Source organism: Planococcus chinensis (genome assembly GCF_042681545.1).
Classification (GTDB): domain Bacteria; phylum Bacillota; class Bacilli; order Bacillales_A; family Planococcaceae; genus Planococcus; species Planococcus chinensis.
This window is the reverse complement of the sequence record NZ_JBHUFW010000002.1, coordinates 82,329-108,296: the sequence shown is the minus strand read 5'-3', so window position 1 is coordinate 108,296 and position 25,968 is coordinate 82,329. Positions and strand designations below refer to the sequence as shown.

Below are 25,968 nucleotides of genomic sequence, written 5' to 3'. Positions count from 1 at the left end.
ATGTTTGTATCGATTGAAAACTTATGTTTTTCGTACCCGAACGCAAAAACCGCCGCACTCGACAATTTCTCTTTGCAAATCGAAAAAGGCGAAGTCATTTCCATCCTTGGCCGCAGCGGCAGCGGAAAAAGCACCGTCCTGCGCTTGCTTGCAGGATTGGAAATGCCGGCTGCCGGCAAAGTGGCCATCCAGGAACAGGTCCTCTTTGACGACCGGACATTCCTGCAACCTGAAAAGCGCGGCATCGGCATGGTGTTCCAGGATTATGCCCTGTTTCCCCATATGACCGTTGCCGAGAACATCTTCTTCGGACTTTTCCGGATGAAAAAAGCGGAAAAGAAGAAGCGCCTTCAGGAAGTGCTCGAACTGGTTGAATTGGAGGGCTACGAGAAGCGCTATCCGCATCAATTGAGCGGGGGGCAGCAGCAGCGTGTGGCAATCGCCCGCGCGCTCGCCCCGAACCCGCACCTTCTGCTGCTTGATGAACCGTTCAGCAATCTGGACGCGGAATTGCAGGAGAAGATCCGCAAGGAACTGCGGGACATCTTGAAAAAAGCCGACATCACGTCCATCTTTGTGACGCATGACGAAAAAGATGCCCACATCCTGGCAGACCGGATCGTCAAGATCAAAGACGGCTGCACCGATTTCATCGGCCGCCCGTGCGACCTGCTGGACGTTTACCGCCAGGAAGCGAAAGCTGCACAGGCTGAGAGCGAAACAAAGGAATTAGTGCAAATCTAAAAGAGCAAAAGAGCTGCTGGGAACTCCCGGCAGCTCTTTTTTTATTTGCGGTCCGTCCTTGCGGGTTGTCCCGGAATCCTTATACGGTTTCAACAACTTGTTTGCATAGGTTCTTCATCAGGCTCTCCAGCAGATAGGGTGTGTGGACAAATGCGCTTTCCATATGCAGCCGTTCTGTATACTGGTGGGCGTCTTTCCCGAACGGCCCGACGTTCAATACTGGCGCCTGCAGCTGCAACATGCCTGAAAACGGGATGCTGTAGGTTTTTCCCCAGACCGGCGTGTTGCGCTCATAGGAGCTCCAGCCTTCTCCGCTGTCTTGGTAATTTACATAGCTCAGATCGCAGAGTCCGTTAAAGTAATGGATCTGTTCCACTTCGATGCCGATTTCACCGGCTGCCTGTTTCACGGTGGCCACACATTCCTCAATCAGCGGATCTTCCGAAGAGTTGACCGCCGGGTAATAAGGAGGAGCGAACAGCAGAACGATGGCTGGCGCCAGTTCATGGCATTGAATCATCAATTTATCGGCGATGCGGAGGGATTTTTCACGTTCATCCCAATCTGTATGCTGCAGAACTTCGACCTTGAGACTGCTGACAAAAGCCGATCCGCGTTTGTTTTCTGCATACGCCAGCAATTCCTCATAGCGCAGAACCCGAACCTCGCCGATGCCTTGTATGCCTTCCCGCTTGCAGAGCTCGCCATATGCTGTATTGCACAACAAGGCGGCCTGCTCTGCGGCTTGTTGGAACAGTTCCATCACTTCCGCGGCATTGCGCTTCATAAGGAAAATATTATAGAGAGCAGTTCCCCGATAAGGCGTCTGGGTTGAATACTGCGCCTTCAAATCTTTCTGCTGCAGCGAGACCGGAAGCGGCGTGTTTTCACCAAAAGCCGTCTCGTGGAACAGCTCGCTCCATTCCATCGCCTGGGTCAGGTACGAAGCGATGTAATTTGCCGTCATTCCCTTCAGCGGTTCCCCGACATGCGTTTCTTTCCCGTAGAACAAAGCAGCGGGCATGATTTTACCAAGCGTCCCCGAATAGATGTAATGCTTCTCGTCTCCCGGCTTTTGGGAAAAGGCCGGTTCGCTGTTGAAGAACATTTTATACGTCAGCCCGTGCAGGGCGCGCAGTTTCACCAGTTCCTCGACGGCTGCGCGCATGCCAGCTGAATTGACTTCTTCATCCGGCACTGTAAGCAGAACCAGGTTGATCGGCCACTGTTCCACACTCGCCCGTTCGATGAGCGCCATGTGCAGCGCCAAGCCCATTTTCATGTCCATCGTGCCTCGGCCGAAAAGATAATCACCCGATTCGAGATCGAGGCGCGCCTCTTCAGGCAATTCACTCTTGCGGCTGTGCAGTATATGCGTCAGCTCTTCCGGGCGGCAGGACAGCGGTTCAAGATCTCCGTATTCTTCTGTCTGCACCGTATCGAAATGACTGATGAGGACAATGGTGTCGGCTGCTTCCGGGTGCTCATAGAGTGCCATCAGCAAATTCCTACCAGCGTCCGCTTCATGGACTGCCAGGAGCTCGGGATGCTGCTGGAAATACCGGAGGCCAAGCAGCTTTTCCCTGACTTTATAGGGAAATTCTTTTTCCCCTTCCGTCAATGTCCGGCTCTCCCAACTGACCAGCTCACACAACAATGATTTCAACGATGCAGGCGACCCCCAAAACAGTCTTTCCATTCCCATTTCCTCCTTATTTGACAGGCTCCGCTTCCACTTCCACTTCGGACGGGGCACCATTCACTTTTTCCAATTTCACTTTGTAGAACACCATGCAGGCAACGAAGAATCCGATGCCGTACAGCAAGCCGATCCGCTGCGTCGGGTCGAAAGCCAAAAACCCGAGGATCAGCAAGCAGAAAGCGATACAGAAAATCGGCACGAACGGATAGAATGGAACCTTGAATTTAAGGTCCTCCGTCTTACCGCCCGCCTTGACATACCGGTAGCGGAACATCAGCTGTGATGCGGCGATGCCCATCCAGGAAATCGTGACGGAAATCCCCGCAATGGACATCAGCAGGATAAAGACGGTATCCGCCTGCATGACACTCGTCAATAGCGACAGCAATGAAAACGACATCGTGAAAATCAATGCCATGAGCGGAACCTTCCGATTGGTCAGTGTACTGAAAATCCGGGGCGCCATGCCTTCATTGGCCATTGCCCAAAGCAGGCGGGTCGAAGCGTATAGACAGGAATTCCCCACTGACAAGATCGCTGTCAGAATGACAAAGTTCATGATGCCTGCAGCGTACGGGATGCCTGCCACTTCCATGAGCGTGACAAACGGGCTTGCAAGCAGGCCGAGTTCTGACGCTGGGAAGATGGCGGACAGAATAATAATGGAAGCGATATAGAAGACGATGATCCGGAAAAGGATATTGCGTATGGCTCTCGGAATGTTTTTTTCCGGATTTTCCGTCTCCCCTGCAGCGATCCCCACCAGTTCCGAGCCTTGATAAGAGAAAATGACATTCATCATGGTTACGAAGATGATGGCGATGCCAGCCGGGAACAGCCCTTTCGGAGCCAGATTCTCCATGAACGGCGCAGGGCGGTCAGCCAACGGAATGAACCCGAATATCGCCATCGCCCCGATGCCGATGAACAGCAGAAGCGCGACCACTTTGATGCCGGCGAACCAGAACTCCGCTTCGGCAAATCCTCTTGTCGTCAGGGCATTCAGCAGGAACAGGAGGACTACGAATACAGCACACCATATCCAGATCGGCGTTTCCGGAAACCAATATTTCATCAGGATGCCGGCAGCGGTGAACTCAACTCCTGCCGTGGCGGCGGATCCCACAAAATACATCCAGCCCAGCGAAAAACCTGCTGAGGGGCTAATATATTTGGAAGCATAGACTTGGAAAGAACCGGTGACCGGCATATGGACAGCCAGTTCCCCGAGGCACACCATGACCATGTACAAAATCAACCCGCCAATCAAATAGCCGATCAATGCGCCTCCGGCTCCCGATTGGTTGATCGTATACCCTACATTCAAAAACAATCCGGTCCCGATGACGCCTCCCAGTGAGAGCATGAACAGGTGGCGGCTTTTCATGGAACGGTTCAACTGGTTCGCAGCAGGCACTTCCGGTGTTTTAATCATTTACATTCCCCTTCCCCAATGTTTTCTTGCACCCCTTATTGCTTTTTAAAACCGCAGCGACAAGCAGCTCAGGCCGCCGTCATGCTTTTGGAATTCCGACATTTCCAGTTCGATGGTCTCCAGTCCGCGTTCGGCAAGTTTGCGTTTTGTCTCCTCAAAGCCTTTTGGAATGATGACGAAGTCGTTCACTTTGATGCAGTTTGCAGAGTATTCGTCTGCATCCGGAATTTCCACTTTTTCATACTCGGCAAAATCGGGATGATCCAAAAATTCGCCGGCCGCAGCAATCGTATTGTCCCCAAGATAAGCGATGCCTGTTTTCAAGTGGAAAAATTCCTGCAGCTCCACAATCGTTGCGGTATACCCTTCCGTTTCGGCAATGTTCTTGAACTGCTCAGCGCCTTCACGGTTTGTGCGTTCTGAGATGCCGACATAGAAATGCTTGTCCACTTGCAGGACGTCTCCCCCGTCAAGCGTTCCCGGCGGCGTAATGTAATGGAATTTGGAATAGAAATTTTTCAGCACCGCTTCGATTTCCTCTTTTTCGCCGTTGCGGCTTTCCGCTCCCGGATTGGTGATGATGGCAAATTCCGGTGTCACGACCGCCGCGTCTTCCACAAACGTCGAATCGGGATATTCCTCGCTTTCGGCCAAGTGCGTCACTTCGACGCCGCATGCTTTCAGCGCTTCGATATATGCGGCATGCTGTTCAAGCAGTCGCCCGTAATCCGGTTTGCCCAGATCCGAAGTGGTCAATCCATTTACATAGCTTTTTCCTGGTGTTTTAACAATGACATTTTTAAACATGCGTCAATCCCCTTTTCTCTTTTATTGGCACTCTTACCGCCGGACTTGTCAGGCAGGTCGGCCCGCCGGTTCCTTTGATGCTGATTTCTTCCCCTTTGTATTCGTATACCGTCGCCCCTGCCTGTTCCAATTGCTGTTTGGTGGAGTCATTCCCAGCCACCATGATGCAGACGCGCGGGGCAACCGCGAGCACATTGCAGCCAAGAAGGTCGTATTCCGCTTTCGGCACTTCGATGAGTTTTATCCCCCGCGACAGCAGCAGCTTCCTGAAAGCGACCGGCATCAACGGCGAATAAACGACTGCCAGGTCTTGATCAACCAGGCTGATGAATGACATCAGATGAAGGCACTCTTCCTCACCGTCTGCATGCGGCAGCTGAACTTCAATGAATTCATCAACAAGGTGCGCCGTCATCTCCTTGATCTGGCGGATCGCTTCCGCATTGGTCCGGTAACCGTTTCCAACGGCCAGCACCCGGTCGTCGAGCCAGACGATGTCTCCGCCGTCCGCTGTCGCATCACCGGTTAGTTCCCCAATGACAGGGATCCCTTTTTCTGCAAGGAACTTCTTATACACTTCGGCTTCCGGCTGGCGCAGGGCCTTTCCGGATTTCAGGATGATCGCCCCCTCCGGCGTGAATTTGACCGGATCGTGTGCATAGATGGAATCCATGCTGACGGCATTTGATTTGGGCAGATAATCAATGGTTATTTCGTGCTTCTCCAGTAGCGCGATAAATTCGGCGAATTCTTTCTGGGCCTCTTCAAAATCGGGTTCTGAAAGGTAATTGACTTTGCGCCATTCTTTTTCAATATGCTCCTGACTGATGAAAGCATCAGCCGGGTGCTTGACAATCACCCGTTCCAACGGCTCAAACATTGATGAACTATATCTCATTGCCAACCTCCTTTTCCACAATACGGAAAACTATTCCATAATGCGAAAACATATTTTTAGTAATATAAAATAGCCGTGTTATAATGTCAATAAGTTTTAAATGTTCCAACAACTTTATTTTTCAAAGGACAGGTGTGGATTATGCAGTCAATCGACCGGGCTATGGGAATTGTGAAATTATTGGTGGCGAATGCCTCAGAGGATGGATTGTCCATCACGGAACTCGCCAATGAATGCGGGCTTCCCGTGAGTTCGATGCACCGCATCTTAAAAGCGATGGCGGTCCACGGAATGATCGAGCAGGATGAAAGAACGAAGCGCTACAACCTTGGCAACATCTGGCTTGAATACGGTCTGCATATGTATGACACGATCGATTACGTCAGTACGATCCGGCCTGAATTGGTGCGGCTCGCGGAACTGACCGGAGAAAGCGTCTACCTGAGCCAGCCTATGGGGAATGAGGCGCTGATTACCGAGCGCATCGACAATGAGAACCACGCCATCCGGGTTTATGACAAGCTCGGCTCCCGGATCCCGATGCATATCGGAGCCGCCAATAAATCGATGCTTGCTTTCATGCCGAATGGCGATGTAAAGAAAATCCTCAATGCGTTTATTGCCAAAGAAGACCACGCCGCTTTCCGCCAGCTGCTGGAGCAGATACGGGAACAGCGCTATGCAATCAGCCACAGCGAACGGACGGAAGGAACCTCTTCTGTCGGCGTACCGATCCTGAACCGGTTCGGCAAGGTACAGGGAGCCCTCAGCATCGGCGTTGTGAGTTATACCCTTACAGATGAACGCCTCCATTATTTGATTGATCAGGCGAAAGAGACGGGCGATCGGATTTCCGTTAAACTTGGCTACAGAGCTTGATTTTTCCCCAATTGAAAAGAGCATTCCGGAAAATCGGAATGCTCTTTTTGGTTTATTCTTCTTCTGCAACTTCCAGGATTTTAATCGTCTTGAAGCCGAGAATCACTTTAAAGCGCAGCCCCCAGTTTGCGGAGACGACTTCCAGCTCGGAATCGGTGACTGTGAAATGGAGTACGGTATCCTGCTCGTAATCCACCAGGATATAGTCGTTGGCGTTGGAGAACAGTTTGAAAGATTTGTCCGCAATCAATGTCCAGCCGTGTTTCAGGCCGTGGCTTTTCGTTCCCATCACTGCACCCCCCTGAAGATTCCAAACGGCGAACGATTTCCGCCCCGTTTCCTCCATTATAGCGGCTCGCCAAGGAAAAAAGCAGGCGCAATTGCACCCGCTCCGAAATTTTAAGCTCTTCTGCCGGTCCAGCCGGTGGATTTGATGGGGTTTGTCAGGAATCCTCCGTTATACCGGTTCGGTTCGTACGAAATGATGAACGCTTTTGGTGACTGGTCCGTAACAATATCGCGCAGCTTTTTCTCGTTTTTCCGCTTGGCCAATACTTTCATGCACATCCGCAGGCCATCCTTCCCTTCCGCCGGCCACGCAGTGACGCCGTAGCCTTTCTCGCGGATGAGCGCGGGCAAGCTGGATTCATGCGCATCTACGATGATGTCGAATACGATATAGCCGAGCGCCATGCGGTTTTCAATGATGCCGCCAAGATAGACCCCAAGCCCCCAGCCGGCACAATATGCGGCAATGTTCACTGGATCATCCAAATTATCAAGCACGATCGTCAATCCCATCAAATAGATGAATACTTCGATCATGGACAGGAAGGATGCCGTTTTCCGGTAGCCCTTGATGACCAGGATCAGCCGCAGGGTGAACAGCGTCATATACGAGACATTAATAATGATGATGAGAAAAAAGATGGAATTCACAGGGTCACCTGCCTATCTCCAAAATGGCCTCAATTGAAATCGCGTTCAACTTCAAAATTACGGGTGGTATCGTAAACCACCACATCGCCTTCCAACGCTCTGAGTTGGCTAGAGACATAGAACTTCCTTTCGTCCGCCTTCATGGTGCTCGTCGATTCCAGGCGAGTCTGCCATTCTCCACGGCCGACTGTCAGGGTCCAGTCGCACTGGACGGAAGCAGACAGCGGATCGCCTTCTGTGATGCGATAGATATTTTGGTTCGTGCTGCCATATTCAAGGCCGTTTGCCGGCAGGCGCCGGCAGCCTTCATCCGAAAAGTCATCCAGGATCCATTCGTTCGTCACGGTGTTGTGGCGGATTTCACGGGTACGGCCGGATTCGCGCAGCACTTCCCGCTCCATGACTGCTGCCGTTTCCGGACGTTCGAACGGAACAATCTCCGCTTCTTCCGTGGTGTTTGTGTAATCCGGCAGAATGAGCCGCGTATCTTTATCCTTCACCACCGTGAGTTCCACTTCTTCCGCCGTTGGCCACATATGCGGCCAGTAGACGGGCGACAATGAAACTTGCACCCTGTGGCCTTTCGGCAGTTTATAGCCGATCGCATCCAGCTCCACTGTCACGATGAACTCTTCCCCCACCGGCACATCTTCCGGGAATTCATGGCTGTTCCGGTGCGTGAGGTTCAGCTGTCCCCAGGAAATCAATTTCGACGTTCCGGAAGGCGACAAATCGCTTAGACGCACGGCAAGGTTTGCCCTTTTGCTGCTGCTTAGGAGTTTCGCCTGCATTTTCGGGAAACCGAGGATTGCCAGCTCTTCCACCAGCGGCTCGCTTGTAAATGTGTTCGACAGCCCGTTTTCGATTCCCTGGTCAGAAGGCATATCCCCTTCCTGGCCGAACGGACAGAATACCCCGGCATAAAGCCCGTGGTGCTGATGCGTCATCAGTGTTTCCGTCCCCTGTCCCGGCTCTTCGGACAGCTGCTGGCTGGCGAGGTAGTAGGCCTTTTCCTGCACATTCGGGCTCGGCCAGCTGTTTTCCAGCACCCACTCGCCCGGACGGACATGGTAATCGGTCTTCGGCGGCACGGCATCCTGCAGCCACACGCGAAGGACCGGCTCGTCCATGATGCCGGTTTCCTCTTCTTTCAACCACTGATCCCACCAGCGGAGGCATTCCTGTAAAAAGCCGATTTGTGGTCCGGGAACAGCGACTTCGGGATATTCATGCGCCCACGGCCCGATCAGCCCCTTCTTCGGCCCTTTCAAGTTCTGGATCATGCGGAATACGGCATTGGTATAGCCATCCGCCCAGCCGCCCACGGCATAGACCGGAATTTTGATGGCGCTGTAATCCTCACACACCGAGCCGTGCTTCCAGTACCCGTCCCTGCGCTGATGGCGCATCCATTCTTCGACAAATGGCGGCGTTTTTTCCAGCCGCTCGAGCCAGTTTTCGCGCCACGCGCCCCCGACATGTGCCGGGTCGGCCGGCCGTGCATTATAGACGAGCATCGTGGACGCCCACCACAGCATATCGGATGCCAGCAGGGCACCGCCTTTATAATGCACGTCGTCTGCATAGCGGTCATCGGTCGAGCATAGCGTGATGATCGCTTTCAGTGCCGGATGCTGCAGCGCGGCAACCTGGAGGCCGTTGAAGCCGCCCCACGATTTGCCGATCATTCCCACCGAGCCGGTTGCCCAGTCCTGCTTTCCGATCCAATCGAGCACTTCGAGTGCATCGTCCTGTTCCTGCTTGGCGTACTCGTCTGTCAGGATGCCTTCGGAATCGCCGCATCCGCGCATGTCCACCCGCACACTCGCATAGCCGTGGCCCGCAAAATACGGATGGCGGATCGAATCCCGGAGCGCAGTGAACTCATTTTTGCGGTAAGGCAGGTATTCCAGGATGGCCGGAACCGGATGGACGGTTGCCCCTTTCGGAATCCACAGCTTCGCAGACAGGCGCGTGCCGTCGGACATCGGAATCCAGACATGGTCCGTCACTTCCACTTCATGCGGAAATTCCCTTCTCGTGCCGCGTGTGCTTTCCCGTACGTTAAAAACCATTATTCCTTCACCTCTTTAGCTTGTCTCAGAACGACTTTTGATGCGTTTTTCTCTCTTCCTTCAGCGGCTGTGTGGCGGATTTCCTGCACTTCTGCCGGCTCACGGGCAGGCACTTCCGGGTAGTCCTGCTTCAGCCATCTGAGCAGCGACAGCGTCAGAAGGACATAGAGGACAATGACCGGCACCGAGACGATGACGGACGAAGTCTGGATGACTTTCAGCCCGCCGATCATCAATAGCGAAATCGCCAGGACCGCCAGCACTGCTCCCCACAGCATCCGGTGCCAGCGTGCCGGTTCCTGTTCGCCGACCAATTCTTTGGTGGCGATGGCCGATAGGATATAAGTGGCCGAATCAAGCGACGTCGCCAGGAAGATGAAAGCGAGAACCGCGAAGAACGGCAGCACCAAAAAGCTGAGCGGGATCGTTTTCAGAACCTCGACGATGGCTGCCGGACCGCCGCTGCTATTGAGTATTTCCACGACATTCAATTGATTGGTCAATTGCAGGTTCAGTGTGTAGCCGCCGAATATGCCGAAGTAAATCCAGCTGCCGAGCGAGCCCCATAACAGGATGTGGATGATCAGCTCGCGGATGGTGCGGCCTCTGGAGATGCGCGCGACAAACAACCCGATGAACGGTGCCGTCGCAGCAAACCAGGCCCAATAGAAGACGGTCCATGCCTGCGGGAATCCGCCTTTGGCGACCGGATCTGTCGAAAAGCTCATCATCGCAAAATTCTGCAGCATCAACCCGAAACTATTTGTGAAGTTTGAAAGGATAAACAAAGTCGGACCGGCTAACAGCACGAACAGCGCAAGGCCCAGCGCCAGGTAGACGTTCCAGTCGCTCAGTTTCCGGATGCCTTTGTACAAGCCCATATAAGCGCTGGCACTGTAGATGACGGTCCAGATGATAATGATGATGATGCTCAGCTGCAGTGATTGCTGGACGCCGAATATTTCGCCGATGACTGCAGAGACCATCGGAACACCCAACCCGAGCGAAGTCCCGAGGCCGCCCACAAGGCTCCAAATCACCAGGATATCAATGATTTTGCCAATCGGGCCGTCTGCATGCCTGCCCAAAATGCCGCGGCACGCTGTGCTTATTTTCAGCGAGCGGTTTTTCTTCACAAAAAAGGAATACGCAATCGTCACTGTCGGCAGTGCGTAAAGCGACCAGGCGGAAATTCCCCAATGGAACATGCCGTATGCGACAGCCCATTCCGCGGCTTGTCCGCTGTTCGGCTCGATGCCGAATGGCGGCCCCATATAGTAATACATCGGTTCCATCATTGACCAGAACATGATGCTCGTCCCCATGCCTGCACAAAACAGCATGGCGCCCCAGCTGAATGTGGAAAACTCCGGCGCTTCTTCCCCCAAGCGCACTTTGCCGTAACGGCTGAAGACCAGCCAGATCAGCAGGATGAACAAGCCGAACGTCAGGAATTGAAACGTCCAGTCCAGATTATAAGTGATGCCTGTCATCATTTTGTTCAGTACCGGTTCAGCGGAATCTTGAAAAATGACCAGCGTCAGAGTTGCTACAACGATGACGCTCAACGATAACCAAAATACTAGTGGATCAATCTTTACTTTCCCCATGAATACTCCCCCTTTGAATTCTCCCCAATAGTAATCGAAGTTATTTTATAATCATGATTACTTTTGTTGTTAAATAGGGTATCATGAGACTATAATAATAATCAATGTATTTTCAAAATATTTTAATTTCAAGGATGTGCGGGCATTATGAATAATAAAGAACTCAAGAAAAGGCGCATGTGGACGTTCTTTATCGACGCCACTGAAGAACTGATCAAGACTGAAGGTTTCCAGCAGGTGACCATCCGGAAAGTCGCGGACAAGGCGGGCTACAACAGTGCCACCATCTATAATTACTTCGGCGAACTCTCGCATCTGCTGTTTTTTGCTTCCTTGAAGTTTTTGAAGCCATATCTGGAAACAGTCAGCCGGGAAATGGAAAAGACCGATGACCCGGTTGAGAAGTACCTTATTGCCTGGGAATGCTTCAGTGAATATTCGTTCAAGATCCCGGATATTTTCCAGACGGTCTTCCTGATGGACCTGGGAGACCATCCAAAAACCCTACTTGCAAGTTATTATGAGCTTTACCCATCAGATTTGATGGCTATACCGGAAGAACTGCAGCCGGCATTGATGGAGCGCAATATCGCAGACCGCGGGCGCTTTACGATCGGCCCACTTGTAAAAGCCGGACTATTGAGCGAAATCCAGGCCGAAGAAGTGAACGAACTGACCAATCTCGTCTGGCAAGGGATGTTCACCACCTTGCTGAACAACCGGAACCATTACACGCCGGAGGAAGCCCAGAAGCGGACAATGAAGTATATCCGGGAAATCGTGGAACACAAAGTCGGACTCAGCAAAACCGAGCCTGCCCGGAACGCGTAGCCGCGCTTTTCCCTTGTTTTTTCCGGTTCGATTTCCGGAAAAGGTTTTCTTTCCCTTTCTTTTTCTTCTATAATGAGGAGAGTCTTAAACAAAGAAGGTTTTACCAAATGGAACAAATTTTATGGTTTATCTATGCAGCTATCCTCGGCACTGCAACCGTCGGATTCATCATCCACAGCGGGCCGCTGAATTTTCCGGTCAAATTCGATTTGGCCGTCTCAGTCGTGACATGGATCGGCCTGTTCGGCTTTGTCACGGGCAACCAGTTTTTCGAACCGATTGTCTGGAAGTTCGTTTTTTTCGGCGGACTGCTCTGGGACATCCTTTTCGCATTCAAGCTCAAACAGGAATTCGCAGGCGAACGCGAAGAAGTCGCCGGCTTGACCGGCACGTTCTTCCTTGCCCTGTCGACGGTGATCCTGCTCGGGCCGCTTTATTACGGTTTGTACCAATATGCATTCTAAAAAACAAGGACTTCCCGGGAATGGGAAGTCCTTGTTTTCAATTTGCGGCGTCCATGTGGCATTCGAAATAAACAATTTTCATGCCGCTTTTCTTGATTGCCGGGAAGCCGCCTTTTTCATAGCAGGCGTCCGCCACAGCTGTGGTTTCCTTGTAGCTGAAGTAGGCTTGGGCCGACAGCAAGACGGCAAAAAAGACCGCTCCCGCTGCCAGCAGAAGCACCAGCTTCTTGGCATTTCCACTCAAAATAAAACCTCCCTCGCTTATGCACCGTTTCCATACTATCATTTTTCACTGCCGGAATCTCTTCCCACTATTGTCAATCCGTTTCCAACAGCATATGATGAAAAGAAACTGTGAACGGAGGCGCTTATGAAAAAACTCCATGGCATCTTGCTGCTGCCGCTCTTCTTGCTTGCCGGCTGCTTCAACGGCCCTCCGTTGATTACCGGCGAATACAGCCGCATGGAAGCTGAAGAAGACGGGCTTTAGCCTGTTTTAATGGCTTGCTCTGCATTTTTTTCTCGTTTTTTGACTACCTCCGCTAGCAAGCTTCCGGCAATCATAAAAATGAAGCCAATTGCAGAACTGAAAAACATCGCCTGGAAAACGTGCTCGACAGTGCCTGTGCTTGTCAGGAACATATAGCAGCTCGCGCCGCTCACCACAGATGCAATCGCCCCCGACTTATTGGCATGCTTCCACAAATAGCCGAGGCTGATCGGTGCCACGATTCCGCTGATGATGGCCGATGTGCCGAAGCTGGTCAAGAGAGCCAGAGAATCCGGCCGGCGGAACGACATGTATAATGACACCAAACCGATAAAGACCAAGGAAACTTTGGAAGCTTTTAGCACTTTGCCGTCGAGTTCCTGTTCCGTCAATTTTTTGTTTTTATACAGTAGCGGAACCGCCAGCACTCTATACAAATCATTGCCGATACTATTGGTGATGCCTAGATACAGGCTATCGGTCGTCGACAGGATGGCAGAAATCAGCCCCATGACCATCAAAGCGATAAGGATGACCGGGAAAGCTTCCATGATATAGGCCGGAATGGCACTGTCGGCTGAAGCGAGTCCTGGCAGAATCACGCGTGCAGCAAGGCCCGCAAACACGGAAAAGACGGACAGGACGAACAGCGAAATACCGGCGGTTAAGGTAAATGTTCGTAGATCCTCTTCTTTTTCCACCGTCAGCACTTTGTTCATCAAATGCGGCAGCAGCACGAACGAAAACAACAGCCACTGGATGCTCAGGATAGCAAAGCCGCTATAGAAAGGTCCACCGGTGGAAAGCGGTGCCACCAGTGCCGGATCAATTGCACGGAGTTCGGTTTGGAGTGTGCCGAAAACGTTCCATCCGCCGCCAATCGTCCACAGCAAAGACACGAACAAAAGAATTGAAACCACTGCCATCACCGTGCCCTGTATCCCGTCGCTGACGATTTGGGCAAAAGCGCCGCCGAGACTGACATAGACAATCGTGATCCCGACGCCTATAGCAATCCCCCACATATATGGAATGCCGATGACTGTTTCAAACATCGTCGCCAATCCGACGTTCTGGCCGACAATATAGTAAATATTGAACAGCACCAAAAGCGCCACAAGCACCTGCAAGGTTTTGCTTTTGTAGCGGTTGCCGAGCCACTGTGGAAGCGTTAGGCTGCCGCCGTTTTTCTGCCCATAGCGCCAGAACTTCTTGGTGAACAGCAGCAATCCGAGCCATGTGACGCCAAAGCAGCCGATTGTATACCATAATGTCGACAAGCCGTATGTATAGGCCCAGCCTGGAACGCCAAGGAATAAATTCGCGCTCGCATAGGAAGCGCCGAAACTGATGCCGACGATTGACGGCCTCACTTTTCCTCTAGCAAGGGCGAAACCTTTCATTGAACCGCTATGGACCGATCCTTTCCGGCCAAGCCATGTAGTCCATATAAAGTAGCCGATCAACATTATAACGATAAACGGCAGTAGCCATGAAGTCTCTTCACGCATCGCCTTCTCCTCCTTTCCGTTTCGGTTTGGGATAGGTTTTATTCCACAGTGCCAGTCCGGCAACCCAGAAAATTGCGACGCTGACCCAATAAGCTGTAATCATCTCCATTCCCCCTCTTAGTTTTCGACCGGCTGCTGCAATTGCTTATAGCCTGCGCCAGGATGCGTTCCTTTCAACCGGTTTTGGCCTTTGCCGTAAATCTTTTCTCGGTATGTGCCTTCTGTGTATTCTTTTTGTACTCGGCCGCGCTCCTGCAGGACAGGTACGACGAGTTCGACAAAGTCCTCAAAGCTTCCCGGAGCCAGTGTATAAGCGAGATTGAAGCCGTCGACGCCTGTTTCTTCAACCCAGTATTCGATTTCATCGGCAATTTGTTCCGGCGTTCCGACTGCGACTGGGCCTCTTCCGCCAATGCCGACAAACGTGGCAAGCTCTCGGATGGTCCATTTGCGGTCCGGGTCAGCACGTGTAAATACTTCGACCGCTGATTGCATCGCATTGCTTTGGATGTACTCCAATGTATCTTCGGGATCGTATCCTGAAAAATCGATGCCTGTCCACCCGCCGAGGAGGGCAAGCGCGCCTTCGTAGCTGACATAGCTTTTCAATTCCTCGTATTTGGCCTGCGCTTCCGCCTCCGTCTTGCCTATGATGGCAGTGAATGTCGTGTAGACGATGACATCCTCGGGATTGCGGCCATTTGCTAGGATCCGTTCACGAAGGGCCGCGACCCCTTTTTTCACAACCTGGGTGGTCGGGCCGGCAGTGAATACCGATTCCGCGTGCTTAGCCGCAAATTCCCGGCCGCGCGGCGAAGCACCTGCCTGGAACAGGACCGGCGTTCGCTGCGGCGACGGTTCTGACAGATGGGCACCGGGAACTTTAAAGTATTCCCCTTCGTGGCGGATATCATGGACTTTTGACGGGTCCGTGTAGACTTTCGCTTCTTTATCGCGTAGGACCGCGCCGTCTTCCCAGCTTCCTTCCCACAGCTTATAGCAGACTTCCAAGTATTCTGCTGCATAGTCGTAGCGCTGGTCGTGGCTCATCTGGTCCTCAAGTCCGATATTGAGAGCCGCGCTTTTCAGATAGGAAGTGACGACATTCCAGCCAACCCGCCCTTTGGTCAGATGATCCAATGTCGACATGCGCCGTGCAAATGTATAAGGATGTTCATGACTGACTGAAGCTGTAACCCCGAAACTCAAATGTTCAGTGACCGAAGACATCAGCGGCACAATAAGCAGCGGGTCATTGACCGGAGATTGAACCGCATTTCGGAGAGCGGCGTCCCGTGAACCGTTATAAACATCATAGGTGCCCAGTACATCCGCCAGGAACACGGCATCGAATTTTCCTTTTTCCAATAGCTTGGCAAGTTCAATCCAGTATTCGCTATCCGTGTATGTATGGGACCGGTCTTCTGCATGGAGCCATAGCCCTGGAGATTGGTGTCCTCCGGCACAAGCCATTTCAAATGCGTTCAAGTAAATCCGTTTTTTCGTCATGTTCTTCCTCCTCATGTTTGATAGTTTAATTTGCACGGCTCCGCCAGCAGAAAAGATAAAAGCCCTCTTTTTCTCAAAAAATGAGAAAAAGAGGGCCGCATAAATTAAATGGACGGTTTCCGCTCTCTTATCTCCCAAGAAAAAATCTTGCTGGAATTAGCACCTTTCTGACAAATGTCAGAGGTTGCTGAAGCGTCAACGGGCCAGTCCCTCGGCTTCTCTGGATAAGATTATTAAATTTAAATCCTATCATAATACTAGGATATGGATAAGTCAACCAAACATTTAAAATTTTTGATTTATTTTATTGTAAATTATTACCTTTCGGTATAAATTTAAGAGAATAGTAAAGGAGATTACCATGAAAAATATAAGCAGAATCGCTGCGCTCGGGCTGCCGCTCTTTCTGCTGTCCGGCTGCTTCAATGCCCCTTCTTTGATTACTGAAGAGTACAGCCGCATGGAAGCCGAAAGGGACGATGCCCTTCTATTTGAAACCGGAGATTCACGCGAGATTGAAGAAGCCATTGATGCCATCAACAGCGGGCGCCGGGAGGAGACGCACGAATGGGAGCTGCCGGAACCCGAAGGCACCCTCACCTTCTCAAACGCTAAAGAGGAGTTGGTACTGACACTTTTTGACGATGGAGAGACCATTGATGAATATTTCGTCTACGTTGAATTGGATTTGGAGTGACGCACAAACCCCCGTCCCAGGAACTTTCCGGAACGGGGGTTTTAGGTTTTATTCGGTTGCTTTGACTGCTGCGAGGTTCCGGATAATGGCTTCCGTCACACCTGCTGTGTCGTGCGTGCCGCCGATGTCGCGCGTCATGATGCCTTGGCGCGTTGTTTCGGCAATCGCCCGGTTGAGCTGTTCCGCTTCTTCTTCGAGCCCAAGATGGCTGAGCATCATCGCGGCGCTGGCGATCGAGCCGATCGGGTTGGCAATGCCCTGCCCGGCGATGTCCGGCGCCGAGCCATGGACCGATTCGAACATGCTCGGCGCTTTCCGCTCCGGGTCCAGGTTGGCGCTCGGCGCAAGGCCGAGGCTGCCGGCAAGCGCACTGCCGAGATCGGAAAGGATGTCGGCAAATAAATTCGACGCCACCACTACTTCTAGCTCTTCCGGACGCAGCACGAAGTGGGCGGCGACGGCATCGACCAGCCCCTGTTCCGCTTCGACGTCCGGGTACTCTTTGCTGACACGGGCGAATACTTCATCCCACAAGACCATGCCGTATTGCTGGGCATTGCTTTTCGTGACGCTGAGCACCCGTTTGCGCTTGCGCGTGCGGGCTAGTTCAAACGCAAAGCGAATGATGCGCTCGCAGCCGTGTTCCGTGAAAAGCGCGGACTGGACCGCGACTTCCTTGCCCGGGCCGCGTCCCGCGAAATTGCGGCCGCCGATGCCGGAGTATTCCCCTTCGGAATTCTCGCGGACAAGCACCCAATTGAGCGTATCGACATCGGGATGGTTGAGGCGCCGCGGCACCCCGGGCAGAAACTCGATCGGGCGCACATTCGCCCATTGGTCAAGCCCTTGGCAGATCGCCAGTCGCAGTCCCCACAGCGATACATGGTCCGGCACGCCCGGAAATCCGACCGCCCCGAAATAGATGGCGTCGTAGCCCTTCATCTTTTCCACGCCGTCTTCGTCCATCATCTTGCCATGCTCGAGATAGTATTCGCATCCCCACGGGAAGGTGTCCTTTTCAAAAGCGAAGCGGCCACCTGATTCTTCTGCTATATGGTCCAGCACCTGAAGCCCTGCAGCGATCACTTCCTTGCCGATGCCGTCTCCCGGTATCACGGCCAATCGAAACGTTTTTGTCTCTTCCATCCGTCCATTCCTCCTCAGATTCGTCAGTTGAAGATTTTTTCAGCTTTCGTCAATCCGATTAATTCTTCCAATTGGCCCAGTTCTTCCATCCGGTACATCAGGCCGCGCAGCGCTTCCGCCCGTTCCGCTCCGATAATCGGATGCACCAGGTTGTTGAACTTGCGCTCCAGTGCTGCGTCGTCCATCGGATTCTCGATGCTGCCGGTGGCATATTTGACGGTGTGCTCGATGATGCTGTCGTCTTTCAGGTACGCTTTCGCATACACTTCTTCTTCTTTCACGGAGTGATCGACTTTCGGTTTGATTTTCTCCCGGAATGCCACCACCGCCGGATCACGGACTTTCTCATCTGCGTACTGCGCTTCGGCGGCATCGCCTTCGAGGAATGCAATGGCACCGGTGTGGTAGATGCTGAATTTGCCGGCAAGCCCGGTCGGCGGCGTCGGTTTCCCGGTCAGCTCCAGCACATATGGATTGACGGTCAATTCGATGCGTTCGATGTCTTCCGCTTTCGCCTGTTTTCCGAGTGCAATGCACGCGTCGATGGAAGGATGCAGAACAATCCCGCATGCGTATGGTTTGAAGGCGTTTTTTAAAAGCTCCCAATCGGTGCCCCAACGGACGTTCACTTTCGACAAATCATGCTGCGGCGCCAGGACATTCGCAAACCCGCGTTTTGCTTCCAGCACTTCCGTGGAGCTCGTGAAGTTCTTCTTCGCCAGAAGCGCCGCCATGAGGCCGTTCTGCGCCGCTTTCCCGGGATGGAACGGCTTGGTCATCGTGCCGAACATCTCACGCAGGCCGAACGATTGCGTACCGGCGATGCCCAGAGCCCAAGCCATCTGTTCTTCGTCCAGCCCGAGCAGGATGCCCGCCGCGACAGCCGCTCCGAATACCCCGGTGGAGCTCGTGATGTGGTAGCCGAGATGGTAATGGCTTGGATAGACGGCGTTCGCAATGCGCAGTTCCGCCTCACAGCCGAGGATGAATGCATGGAGGACCTGTTCGCCCGTCAAATTCATCTTCTCTCCGAGCGCCAAAACGACCGGAGCCACCGGGCCGCTCGGATGGTGAATCGTATCAAGGTGGGTATCGTCATAGTCGAAAATATGCGAGGACATGCCGTTGATCAGGCTTCCCAGCAAGATATCCACTTTTTCAGTGCGACCGAATACCGAAACCTGCCCCGCCGACCCGATATCCTCTTTCAGCCCCAGCACCATATCGACTGAAGGGTGATGGGCCGCGCCGATCGCCACACCCATCCAGTTATAGAGGCTCTTTTTGCCATGGAGTTTGACCTCTTCCGGAATATCGTCCATCTTTGTCTTCAATAAGTTTTCCACCAATTGTTGTGTCACCATCTTCATTCGCCTCCTGCTAATTTTTTCATTGCGTGTTCACGCGCTTTCCTTACATGGTGCTTGGCGATGCTTTCCGCGAACTCCCCGTCGCCTGAACGGATGGCGTCAATCAGCCCCTTGTGTTCTTCGATGTTCTGCAGCGGCCGCCCGGATGTAGACAAGGAAGCCGACATCATCAGGCTGATCTGCGTCTGCAGCATGTTCATGATCGTTTCGAGGTAGACATTGCCTGACAAGCGGGCAAGTGCCAGATGGAATTCCGAATTGATCTCGGCCAATTCCCTGATATTGTTTTCGACCGCTTCTTTTTCCGCCCTTTCGATAAAACCGCGCAGCTCTTCGATCATCTGCGGCGTCTGGCACTCCGCGAGCCTGCGGACAGCAAGTCCTTCGAGCAGCTCCCGCACATCATAGAGCTGCGCCACTTTTTCTTCTGACAGCGTAATGACCTTCACGCCTTTATGCGGTTCGTGCGTCACGATCCCCTGTTCTTCGAGCTTGCGGATCGCTTCGCGCACCGGTGTGCGGCTGACGCCGATCTTCTCGGCAAGCCCCCGCTCCGTCAGCGTCTGTCCCGGCTTGATGTCGCCAGAACGGATGGCATTGAAAAGGTAGTCGTAGACGGAGTTCTTTTTCACTTCATTCAGTTCAATCATAGGAAAACCCCTTGTTCTATAAAATGGTATACCATATTAATCTTAATTATATAGATAAGTCTTAAAAAAGGCAATATTATTACTGAATAAAATAAAATGGTATGCCAAATAAAAAACCACCGCTCTTATGAACGGTGGTTTCTCCCTTATAAGCCTCTTTCCTCGAAGCGCTTTAAATCATCCCGGTGCCCCATGACGATCAGGACATCGTTCAGCCGGACCGGATCGCTTGGAACCGGTGCGATGTTCACTTCTTCTCCCCGCTTGATGGCAAGGACGATGCATTTGTAACGGTCCCGGATATTCAGCTCCGACAGCGATTTGTTGGCGATTTTGCTTGTCGCCGCAAACTCGAGGATGCTGTAGTCTTTCGACAAATCGATGTAATCGACGATTTTCTCGGAGCCCACATGCTGCGCAACGCGCACGCCCATCTCGAATTCCGGCTGGATGACCCGGTCAGCGCCAACTTTCTCAAGGATTTTCTGGTGCTGCAGGTCGCGCGCTTTGACCCAGATTTTCGCGACGCCGATTTCTTTCAGCATGAGTGTACACAGTACGCTCGCCTGCAGATCATCGCCGATTGCGACGATGGCGTGTTCGAAATTCCGGACGCCGAGCGACTTGAGCTCGCTTTCGTCGGTGGCATTTGCGACAACTGCGTGCGCCGCGAAGTCCCGGACCGCGTCCACCCGCTCCATATTTGAGTCGATTCCCAGTACCTCGTGGCCAAGGCGGTTAAGCTCTTTGACGACACTGGTCCCGAACCGGCCAAGGCCGATGACCACCACTTGCTTTTTCACGTGCATTCCCTCTTTTCTAAGATGTCCATAAGATCGCCTGCTGAACTTATCCTCAGCATGCTTCGTTAGCTAAAATCTACTCGCATTGCCCCGCGTTGTCAAATGGCTTCCATAGAAAAGCGGCTGCACGCTTCATGTCTCTTCCAAAGGCCTGCCCCGCATGCAGAAACGGGCCGCCAATCCCTTCGTTCGGATTGGCGGCCCGGATGGTCCTCTTTTTCTGCTGTTCAAGCGCCCGCTTCCCGGGCAATGCGCGCCAACCCTTCCACCACTGCCGCCGCTTCCGTTTCGCTTACCGTCCGGAAATCGATGCAGACCTTGTGTTCCTGCACCCGGGTAATGACCGGCGTCCGGCATTCGCGGAGCCGGGCTGCAAGCTCGTGCGCCGGCATATCGCCATGGCTGACAGCCGCGACAAAAGTCGGCAATTCGACGCCCGGCATCGTGCCGCCGCCGATCTGCGAGGTGCTTTCCAGCACTTCCAGCCGGTATGCGGATGTCCGCGCTTCCAGGTTCCGGATAAACGCTTCGGCCTGTTGCCGGATCGCTTCAGCCGGCCGCATGATATCCCGCACAGCCGGAATTTCCCGCTCGGCGCTTCCATCGAGGTAAGCTTTGAGCGTTTCTTCCAGTGCGGCAAACGTCAGCTTGTCGACCCGCAGCACCCGTGCAAGCTGGTGTTTTTTCAAGCGGTCGATCAGGTCCTTCCTTCCGGCAATGATGCCGGCCTGGGGGCCGCCCAACAGCTTGTCGCCGCTGAAGGAAACAAGATCGGCGCCGGCTGCAAGCACGTCCCGGACCAGCGGCTCGTCCCCGATGCCATACTTCTTGAAATCATAGAGGGCCCCGCTTCCGAGGTCTTCGTAAAAGATGACATCCCCGCTTCGCTCCTTCAATTCCGCCAGAGCTTCGGTCTCCACCGTCTCCGTAAAACCAAGCATCAGGAAATTGCTCGTGTGGACTTTCATGATCATGGCGGTGTCGCCGCTCAGCGCCCGCTCGTAGTCAGCCAAGTGCGTCTTGTTTGTCGTGCCCACTTCCACCAGCCGGACGCCGCTTTCTTCCATGATCGAAGAAATGCGGAAAGACCCGCCGATTTCAACCAGCTGGCCGCGCGAGACGATGGCTTCCCGGTCCTTCGCCAGCGCATTCAGCACCAGGAACACTGCCGCAGCGTTGTTGTTTACGACCATAGCCGCTTCCGCCCCGGTCGCCCCTATGAGCAGATCTTCCAAGATATCGTGCCGCGAACCGCGCTTGCCTTCAGCCGTCCGGTATTCAAGGTTCGAATAGTTCTCTGCTGCACGGACGACATGGTCCACCGCCCGTCCACTCAACCTGGCCCGCCCAAGATTGGTGTGCAGCACCGTCCCGGTTCCGTTGATGACCCCTTTCAGGCGGTCGCCGGTCCACAAGGACGCCTTCTTGCTTGCCTCGCTGAAAATAAGGCCGCTGAAATTTTCCAGGGACGGAGAAACAGGCGCCTCTCCTTCGAGCAGGCTGTTGCGCAAAAGGTCCACTTCCTGCTGGATGAATTTTGTTCCTTGTTCGGCAGAAAGTCCGGATGCGGCCAAAAGTTCCTGGAAGCGGCGGTCTTTCTGCAATTCATGTATGGGGGGGAGCTGGCGCAAATATTGTTTCATTTTGGGATCCTCCATCTATTAACTGCTTTGCCTGGGGCGTCCCGTTTCTCCTCCAGCTGCAGCATTCATGTCTCAATTGCCCGGATGACTTCATCAAGCACCGGGTATTGTTTGGTCTCCAGTTTCGAATGGATCTTGTGTCCATCCACAAAAACTTCAAATGCCCCGCCGGAACTCGGGACCAGTTCCAGTGATGCGATGTCCGTGCGGAAATGATTGAACAGTTCTGCCGCAAAACTTGCGGCTTTGGGTGCGTAGTTTCATTGCATACAAAATTCGATTCTGATTTCGTGCTTCATGCGTGCCACCTCCTTTATTGTGCCGGATCCGCCCAGCGGCGCTGTTCGTCTTCGCGCACTGTGGCGCCAAGCGAGTCGAGCAGCTCCAAAAATGGAATCAGGTATTTTCTCGAGACGCCGAGTGCGTCTTTCGCCTCTTTCAAGCTGAACGCAGCTCCAGTGCCGCTTTTCAGTTTGGAAACCGATTCGGTAAATGCGGTCCGGTGAATCAGCTTGTCTTCCGCCAAGCGGTAAGCCTCTCCGCTCTGGAGCAGATAGGCGGTGAAATCCGGGATGCCGCCTTTTGGCAGCGGCGTCCCTTCTATATATTCATCCCATTTCTTCGCCTGAAGCCCGTCCTTCTCAAGCGACGCGATGATCCCTTCCATCCGTGCTTTCCATTGTTTCGGCAAGTGCGGGCTGAAACCAGCCAGCGCCATGAATTGGCCGTCCTTCCGCACTTCGCCCTTTTCGGACAGCGCGTTCAGGCTGTATTCAATGAACGTTTTCGGATAGCCGGCTCCGAGCGACTGGAGCAATTCCGCTTTCGGGATGCCCTGCCGCATCGGAAACTCGGCATGGTAGCTTTCGAGCCGTCCGGTGATTTCACCCCGGATTTTCGAGAATGTTTTGGCGAGGGCGTATTTCTGCTGCGGCAATTCGAGCAGCCGCCCGCTGTCCAAGCCGGCCGCAATCGCTTCCTGCAGCACGTGTTCATCGAGCGACGTCCCTTGGATCAGCCCCTTCGCATCCAGCAGGATCGCTTTTGCAAGCGCGTCTTCGACCAGATCTTCCGGCGTCCCTTCTTTCATTGAACGGAGCTTTTCCACCGTTTCTGCGCCGAACCGGTATTTTCCGCCTTCAGGCTGGATGATCCAGCCTCCGCCGAGCGTCTCGACGGGCGTCGGCCGCCGCAGGATAAAACGGTCGCCGCGCCGGACGACAATCTCTTCATCGAGGCGGATCTGGCACAGCACTTCCTCGTCCGTGCCGCTCAGTTCGTTGCGGTCGAAAAAGACGATCTTCCCCATCACTTCCGAAGTGCCGGTATGGACTTTCACCGGTGCCCGCTGTTTGAGCGGCGTGAACTTTCCGCCAGCAAGCGTGAGCGCCACATCAATCGTGCCGGTCGCAAGAAAATGATCGGACGCAACGAGAACGTCGCCCCGTGCCACTTGGTCCCGGTCGACTCCGCCCAGGTTGATCGCTGTCCGCTGGCCTGCCCGTGCGTCCTCCTGCTCCTCATGATGGACCTGGATCTGGCGCGCCTTGACTTTCAACCCTTTCGGGAGCAGCGTCAGCTGGCTGCCCCTTCTGATAGCCCCTTCGTAGATCGTGCCTCGGACGACGGTCCCTTGCCCCTGCACCGTGAAGACCTGGTCGATCGGCAGTCGGAATGAACCATAGGCATCGCGGAACTCCACCTTTTTCAGTTCTTCGAAAATCGTTCGCTTCAATTCAGGGATGCCTTTTCCCGACAGGCTGTCGACCATGACGCTCGGCGCTCCATCGAAAATGGTCCCCGCCAGGCGCTCTTCAATGTCTTCCTTGACCAGTTCCAGCATGACGTCATCCACCCGGTCGATTTTGGTGATCGCGACGATGCACTGTTTGATGCCGAGAAAACGAAGGATTTCAATATGCTCTTCGGTCTGCGGCATGACGCCTTCATCCGCTGCTACCACAAGCACCACCAAATCGATGCCGGCCACTCCCGCAATCATCTGGCGGATAAAACGTTCATGCCCGGGAACGTCGATGATGGAAATGTGCGTGCCGTCTTCCGTCTGCAGCGGCGCATAGCCCGGTTCGATTGAGATGCCCCGTTCTTTTTCTTCTTTCAGCCGGTCCGTATCGACGTCTGTCAGCGCTTTCGTCAACGCTGTCTTGCCGTGGTCGATATGCCCGGCCATGCCGATTGTGTAGTAAGTCTCTTCCATGCCCTCACGCGCCTTTTTTGATTGATCTTATCTTCACTTTAAGCTTCCGCCGCAGGGGTTTCAAGCGAGGGGCGCGCTGAATCGCAAAAACGGCTTTCCGAATGGTCCGGCATGCTGTTTTCCGGAGCACCTTCCTTGCAGTTCAGGCCGTTCCGATATACAATTAATACGCTTTAACGATACGGGGTTGGATGGGTGACTGGTGTCTTCCTGGGTCTTCAAAACCCTGAGGGGCCTGCGTGCCAGGCTCGGTGGGTTCGATTCCCACACGATCCCGCCATACATACTACACGACGGATCCGAAGGGGCGAGGCGCCCGAGTCCGGATACTAAATAGAGAGCGGAAGAATTGTATTTCTCGAGCACTCAAAAAGGCCGCCTGCCGGGCGGCCTTTTTCTATCAAAATAATCCGGCTGGCCGGAGGGTCCAGAGATGACAAACTCCCCTAGTTTCAGGATAATCAAAGGATGGAATGAATACTTCCGCCGTTTGGCCACATGCCATACTGTACGGAGCAGAAAAAGGGGGGTGATTCTTCCATGAAAATCGTATTGGCCGCGCCCAATTACCCGCAGCCGCGGGGCAATACTGTTACGGTCCGGCGAATTGCCGCAAACTTGGAGAAACTCGGCGTCGAGACCGAAATCGTCGCTGCGACCGGCAGCCACAGGGCGCATTCGCTGCCCCCTGCCGACCTGGTGCACGGCTTTCATGCTTATTATTTCCATCAGTTTCTGCAGCAACTCGGCCAACAGCCGGATGCCTATATCATCACGATGACCGGCACCGATCTGAATGTGGACCTGTACCATCCCGAGAAACGCAGCGGTGTCCTGGAAGCGCTGGCCGGCGCAAAAGCGATCCACGTGTTCGACGAAGCGGCTAAAGAAGCGCTTCTTAAGGAAGCGCCGCAATTTGACGGCAAGGTATTCCCGATCCCCCAAGGCGCCGGCGAATTTCCTTCCGGCCATCCGGAAATCCGCAAGGAAGCGGGCACGTTTTTATTCGTGCTGCCGGCAGGGATCCGCAAAGTGAAGAACATCCCCTTCGCCATATCGGCGCTGGCCAAGCTGCACGCGGAGTTCCCGCAGCTGCGGCTCTGGCTCGTGGGTCCGGTGCTTGAAGAGGCGGAAGCGGAAACCGTGCTCCGCCTTGTCGAGCAGCATGCCGGCTGGGTCCGCTATCTCGGCGAACTGCCCCACGAAGAGATGGGTGCCGTTTATGAAAATGCCGATGCCGTGCTGAACTCTTCCTTATCGGAAGGCCAGCCTGCCGCGATTACCGAAGCGATGGGCTATGGATTGCCGGTATTGGTATCGGACGTCCCCGGCAACAGCGGCATGGTTGAGAATGGCAGGACCGGGTATTTGTACAAGGATGAGGAAGAATTCCTCCACTTTGCCCGAGCGCTTATGGACAACGGCGACGCAAGGCGCCAGATCGGTCAGCAAGCGAAACAATATGCCGCCGATCGGCATTCCGCCTCATGTGAAGCGGAAGCTTTGCTGGAAATATACCGCAGCATCCTGCAGCAAGAGCGTTAAAA

Annotated in this window: 23 protein-coding genes, 1 tRNA gene, 1 pseudogene and 1 riboswitch; of the genes and pseudogenes, 7 read left to right on the top strand and 18 right to left on the bottom strand. The window is 53.6% G+C overall.

Annotation, left to right across the window (positions count from 1 at the left end):
• Positions 1 to 744 (top strand): ABC transporter ATP-binding protein, encoded by a 744-nt coding sequence (locus tag ACFSDB_RS00600; RefSeq protein WP_204891576.1) that lies wholly within the window; start codon positions 1 to 3, stop codon positions 742 to 744.
• 79 nt (positions 745 to 823) lie between these two features.
• Here ACFSDB_RS00600 and ACFSDB_RS00595 read toward each other — a convergent pair whose 3' ends face one another.
• Genes ACFSDB_RS00595 through ACFSDB_RS00580 form a run of 4 tightly spaced genes read right to left on the bottom strand, consistent with a single transcriptional unit; the run spans position 824 to position 5,586 of the window.
• Positions 824 to 2,443, bottom strand: coding sequence for a M20/M25/M40 family metallo-hydrolase (locus ACFSDB_RS00595; RefSeq protein ID WP_204891577.1), 1,620 nt, complete (start codon positions 2,441 to 2,443; stop codon positions 824 to 826).
• Positions 2,444 to 2,456: 13 nt separating this feature from the next.
• Positions 2,457 to 3,881, bottom strand: a complete 1,425-nt coding sequence (locus tag ACFSDB_RS00590; RefSeq protein WP_204891578.1) for an amino acid permease — start codon at positions 3,879 to 3,881, stop codon at positions 2,457 to 2,459.
• A gap of 45 nt (positions 3,882 to 3,926) precedes the next feature.
• The gene (locus ACFSDB_RS00585) at positions 3,927 to 4,688 is read right to left on the bottom strand and encodes a dimethylarginine dimethylaminohydrolase family protein (protein WP_204891579.1); all 762 of its coding nucleotides are present in this window, start codon (positions 4,686 to 4,688) and stop codon (positions 3,927 to 3,929) included.
• Complete coding sequence (locus ACFSDB_RS00580; RefSeq protein WP_204891580.1) at positions 4,681 to 5,586, bottom strand: dimethylarginine dimethylaminohydrolase family protein; 906 nt, start codon at positions 5,584 to 5,586, stop codon at positions 4,681 to 4,683. The genes ACFSDB_RS00585 and ACFSDB_RS00580 overlap by 8 nt, the downstream gene beginning before the upstream one ends.
• A gap of 141 nt (positions 5,587 to 5,727) precedes the next feature.
• Between ACFSDB_RS00580 and ACFSDB_RS00575 the strand changes: the two genes are divergently transcribed.
• Complete coding sequence (locus ACFSDB_RS00575; RefSeq protein WP_204891581.1) at positions 5,728 to 6,465, top strand: IclR family transcriptional regulator; 738 nt, start codon at positions 5,728 to 5,730, stop codon at positions 6,463 to 6,465.
• A gap of 52 nt (positions 6,466 to 6,517) precedes the next feature.
• On the opposite strand, the gene ACFSDB_RS00570 is transcribed toward ACFSDB_RS00575, so the two are convergent.
• From ACFSDB_RS00570 to ACFSDB_RS00555, 4 genes are all read right to left on the bottom strand, one after another.
• Positions 6,518 to 6,754: a hypothetical protein gene (locus tag ACFSDB_RS00570; protein WP_204891582.1), complete on the bottom strand. Its 237-nt coding sequence runs from the start codon at positions 6,752 to 6,754 to the stop codon at positions 6,518 to 6,520.
• A 110-nt stretch (positions 6,755 to 6,864) separates the two neighbouring features.
• On the bottom strand, positions 6,865 to 7,404 hold the full coding sequence (locus ACFSDB_RS00565) for a DUF2179 domain-containing protein (RefSeq protein ID WP_377338742.1): 540 nt from the start codon (positions 7,402 to 7,404) through the stop codon (positions 6,865 to 6,867).
• A gap of 29 nt (positions 7,405 to 7,433) precedes the next feature.
• Positions 7,434 to 9,479 (bottom strand): CocE/NonD family hydrolase, encoded by a 2,046-nt coding sequence (locus ACFSDB_RS00560; RefSeq protein ID WP_204891583.1) that lies wholly within the window; start codon positions 9,477 to 9,479, stop codon positions 7,434 to 7,436.
• Positions 9,479 to 11,089 (bottom strand): BCCT family transporter, encoded by a 1,611-nt coding sequence (locus tag ACFSDB_RS00555; protein WP_204891584.1) that lies wholly within the window; start codon positions 11,087 to 11,089, stop codon positions 9,479 to 9,481. Before ACFSDB_RS00555 ends, ACFSDB_RS00560 begins: the two co-directional genes overlap by 1 nt.
• Positions 11,090 to 11,236: 147 nt before the next feature.
• On the opposite strand from ACFSDB_RS00555, the gene ACFSDB_RS00550 reads away from it, so the two are divergent.
• Both ACFSDB_RS00550 and ACFSDB_RS00545 read left to right on the top strand, forming a co-directional pair.
• Complete coding sequence (locus tag ACFSDB_RS00550; RefSeq protein WP_204891585.1) at positions 11,237 to 11,920, top strand: TetR family transcriptional regulator; 684 nt, start codon at positions 11,237 to 11,239, stop codon at positions 11,918 to 11,920.
• 107 nt (positions 11,921 to 12,027) lie between these two features.
• Positions 12,028 to 12,384 (top strand): hypothetical protein, encoded by a 357-nt coding sequence (locus ACFSDB_RS00545; protein WP_204891586.1) that lies wholly within the window; start codon positions 12,028 to 12,030, stop codon positions 12,382 to 12,384.
• A 37-nt stretch (positions 12,385 to 12,421) separates the two neighbouring features.
• Here the strand turns inward: ACFSDB_RS00545 and ACFSDB_RS00540 are convergent, their stop codons facing one another.
• The 3 genes from ACFSDB_RS00540 to ACFSDB_RS00530 all read right to left on the bottom strand — a co-directional run bounded on the left by ACFSDB_RS00540 (position 12,422) and on the right by ACFSDB_RS00530 (position 15,894).
• Positions 12,422 to 12,628 carry a hypothetical protein gene (locus ACFSDB_RS00540; protein WP_204891587.1) on the bottom strand — a complete coding sequence of 69 codons (207 nt, stop codon included), beginning with the start codon at positions 12,626 to 12,628 and terminating at the stop codon, positions 12,422 to 12,424.
• Between the two features lie 242 nt (positions 12,629 to 12,870).
• Positions 12,871 to 14,385, bottom strand: coding sequence for a sodium:solute symporter family transporter (locus ACFSDB_RS00535; protein ID WP_204891588.1), 1,515 nt, complete (start codon positions 14,383 to 14,385; stop codon positions 12,871 to 12,873).
• A gap of 117 nt (positions 14,386 to 14,502) precedes the next feature.
• Positions 14,503 to 15,894 carry an LLM class flavin-dependent oxidoreductase gene (locus tag ACFSDB_RS00530; RefSeq protein ID WP_204891589.1) on the bottom strand — a complete coding sequence of 464 codons (1,392 nt, stop codon included), beginning with the start codon at positions 15,892 to 15,894 and terminating at the stop codon, positions 14,503 to 14,505.
• A gap of 124 nt (positions 15,895 to 16,018) precedes the next feature.
• A riboswitch (SAM riboswitch) is annotated at positions 16,019 to 16,125 on the bottom strand.
• A 130-nt stretch (positions 16,126 to 16,255) separates the two neighbouring features.
• Here ACFSDB_RS00530 and ACFSDB_RS00525 point away from each other — a divergent pair.
• A complete protein-coding gene (locus tag ACFSDB_RS00525; RefSeq protein WP_204891590.1) occupies positions 16,256 to 16,591 on the top strand; it encodes a YdbL family probable chaperone protein in 336 nt (111 codons plus the stop codon).
• A 48-nt stretch (positions 16,592 to 16,639) separates the two neighbouring features.
• On the opposite strand, the gene ACFSDB_RS00520 is transcribed toward ACFSDB_RS00525, so the two are convergent.
• From ACFSDB_RS00520 to selB, 7 genes and pseudogenes are all read right to left on the bottom strand, one after another.
• Positions 16,640 to 17,737 carry a tartrate dehydrogenase gene (locus ACFSDB_RS00520; RefSeq protein WP_204891591.1) on the bottom strand — a complete coding sequence of 366 codons (1,098 nt, stop codon included), beginning with the start codon at positions 17,735 to 17,737 and terminating at the stop codon, positions 16,640 to 16,642.
• Between the two features lie 23 nt (positions 17,738 to 17,760).
• The gene (locus ACFSDB_RS00515) at positions 17,761 to 19,101 is read right to left on the bottom strand and encodes an MmgE/PrpD family protein (protein ID WP_204891592.1); all 1,341 of its coding nucleotides are present in this window, start codon (positions 19,099 to 19,101) and stop codon (positions 17,761 to 17,763) included.
• Between the two features lie 2 nt (positions 19,102 to 19,103).
• The gene (locus ACFSDB_RS00510) at positions 19,104 to 19,757 is read right to left on the bottom strand and encodes a GntR family transcriptional regulator (RefSeq protein ID WP_204891593.1); all 654 of its coding nucleotides are present in this window, start codon (positions 19,755 to 19,757) and stop codon (positions 19,104 to 19,106) included.
• A 146-nt stretch (positions 19,758 to 19,903) separates the two neighbouring features.
• Complete coding sequence (locus tag ACFSDB_RS00505; protein ID WP_204891594.1) at positions 19,904 to 20,566, bottom strand: potassium channel family protein; 663 nt, start codon at positions 20,564 to 20,566, stop codon at positions 19,904 to 19,906.
• Positions 20,567 to 20,787: 221 nt separating this feature from the next.
• Positions 20,788 to 22,203 carry an L-seryl-tRNA(Sec) selenium transferase gene (gene selA, locus ACFSDB_RS00500; protein ID WP_204891595.1) on the bottom strand — a complete coding sequence of 472 codons (1,416 nt, stop codon included), beginning with the start codon at positions 22,201 to 22,203 and terminating at the stop codon, positions 20,788 to 20,790.
• A 65-nt stretch (positions 22,204 to 22,268) separates the two neighbouring features.
• Positions 22,269 to 22,451 (bottom strand): annotated as a pseudogene (locus ACFSDB_RS00495) (Rdx family protein); the annotation flags it as partial.
• 65 nt (positions 22,452 to 22,516) lie between these two features.
• Positions 22,517 to 24,421, bottom strand: a complete 1,905-nt coding sequence (gene selB, locus ACFSDB_RS00490) for a selenocysteine-specific translation elongation factor (RefSeq protein WP_204891596.1) — start codon at positions 24,419 to 24,421, stop codon at positions 22,517 to 22,519.
• A gap of 183 nt (positions 24,422 to 24,604) precedes the next feature.
• Here selB and ACFSDB_RS00485 point away from each other — a divergent pair.
• Together ACFSDB_RS00485 and ACFSDB_RS00480 are read left to right on the top strand one after the other, a co-directional pair.
• A tRNA-Sec gene (locus ACFSDB_RS00485) sits at positions 24,605 to 24,701 on the top strand.
• Between the two features lie 260 nt (positions 24,702 to 24,961).
• Entirely contained in the window at positions 24,962 to 25,966 is a 1,005-nt protein-coding gene (locus tag ACFSDB_RS00480) for a glycosyltransferase (RefSeq protein ID WP_204891597.1), read from the top strand.
• The last annotated feature ends 2 nt before the right edge of the window (positions 25,967 to 25,968 follow it).

What these genes read in the sequence shown, in the direction of transcription:
- ACFSDB_RS00600 (WP_204891576.1), top strand. Translation starts at nt 1, where the DNA reads ATGTTTGTATCGATTGAAAACTTATGTTTTTCGTACCCGAACGCAAAA.
- ACFSDB_RS00595 (WP_204891577.1), bottom strand. Translation starts at nt 2,443, where the DNA reads ATGGAAAGACTGTTTTGGGGGTCGCCTGCATCGTTGAAATCATTGTTG.
- ACFSDB_RS00590 (WP_204891578.1), bottom strand. Translation starts at nt 3,881, where the DNA reads ATGATTAAAACACCGGAAGTGCCTGCTGCGAACCAGTTGAACCGTTCC.
- ACFSDB_RS00585 (WP_204891579.1), bottom strand. Translation starts at nt 4,688, where the DNA reads ATGTTTAAAAATGTCATTGTTAAAACACCAGGAAAAAGCTATGTAAAT.
- ACFSDB_RS00580 (WP_204891580.1), bottom strand. Translation starts at nt 5,586, where the DNA reads ATGAGATATAGTTCATCAATGTTTGAGCCGTTGGAACGGGTGATTGTC.
- ACFSDB_RS00575 (WP_204891581.1), top strand. Translation starts at nt 5,728, where the DNA reads ATGCAGTCAATCGACCGGGCTATGGGAATTGTGAAATTATTGGTGGCG.
- ACFSDB_RS00570 (WP_204891582.1), bottom strand. Translation starts at nt 6,754, where the DNA reads ATGGGAACGAAAAGCCACGGCCTGAAACACGGCTGGACATTGATTGCG.
- ACFSDB_RS00560 (WP_204891583.1), bottom strand. Translation starts at nt 9,479, where the DNA reads ATGGTTTTTAACGTACGGGAAAGCACACGCGGCACGAGAAGGGAATTT.
- ACFSDB_RS00555 (WP_204891584.1), bottom strand. Translation starts at nt 11,089, where the DNA reads ATGGGGAAAGTAAAGATTGATCCACTAGTATTTTGGTTATCGTTGAGC.
- ACFSDB_RS00550 (WP_204891585.1), top strand. Translation starts at nt 11,237, where the DNA reads ATGAATAATAAAGAACTCAAGAAAAGGCGCATGTGGACGTTCTTTATC.
- ACFSDB_RS00545 (WP_204891586.1), top strand. Translation starts at nt 12,028, where the DNA reads ATGGAACAAATTTTATGGTTTATCTATGCAGCTATCCTCGGCACTGCA.
- ACFSDB_RS00535 (WP_204891588.1), bottom strand. Translation starts at nt 14,385, where the DNA reads ATGCGTGAAGAGACTTCATGGCTACTGCCGTTTATCGTTATAATGTTG.
- ACFSDB_RS00530 (WP_204891589.1), bottom strand. Translation starts at nt 15,894, where the DNA reads ATGACGAAAAAACGGATTTACTTGAACGCATTTGAAATGGCTTGTGCC.
- ACFSDB_RS00525 (WP_204891590.1), top strand. Translation starts at nt 16,256, where the DNA reads ATGAAAAATATAAGCAGAATCGCTGCGCTCGGGCTGCCGCTCTTTCTG.
- ACFSDB_RS00520 (WP_204891591.1), bottom strand. Translation starts at nt 17,737, where the DNA reads ATGGAAGAGACAAAAACGTTTCGATTGGCCGTGATACCGGGAGACGGC.
- ACFSDB_RS00515 (WP_204891592.1), bottom strand. Translation starts at nt 19,101, where the DNA reads ATGGTGACACAACAATTGGTGGAAAACTTATTGAAGACAAAGATGGAC.
- ACFSDB_RS00510 (WP_204891593.1), bottom strand. Translation starts at nt 19,757, where the DNA reads ATGATTGAACTGAATGAAGTGAAAAAGAACTCCGTCTACGACTACCTT.
- ACFSDB_RS00505 (WP_204891594.1), bottom strand. Translation starts at nt 20,566, where the DNA reads ATGCACGTGAAAAAGCAAGTGGTGGTCATCGGCCTTGGCCGGTTCGGG.
- selA (WP_204891595.1), bottom strand. Translation starts at nt 22,203, where the DNA reads ATGAAACAATATTTGCGCCAGCTCCCCCCCATACATGAATTGCAGAAA.
- selB (WP_204891596.1), bottom strand. Translation starts at nt 24,421, where the DNA reads ATGGAAGAGACTTACTACACAATCGGCATGGCCGGGCATATCGACCAC.
- ACFSDB_RS00480 (WP_204891597.1), top strand. Translation starts at nt 24,962, where the DNA reads ATGAAAATCGTATTGGCCGCGCCCAATTACCCGCAGCCGCGGGGCAAT.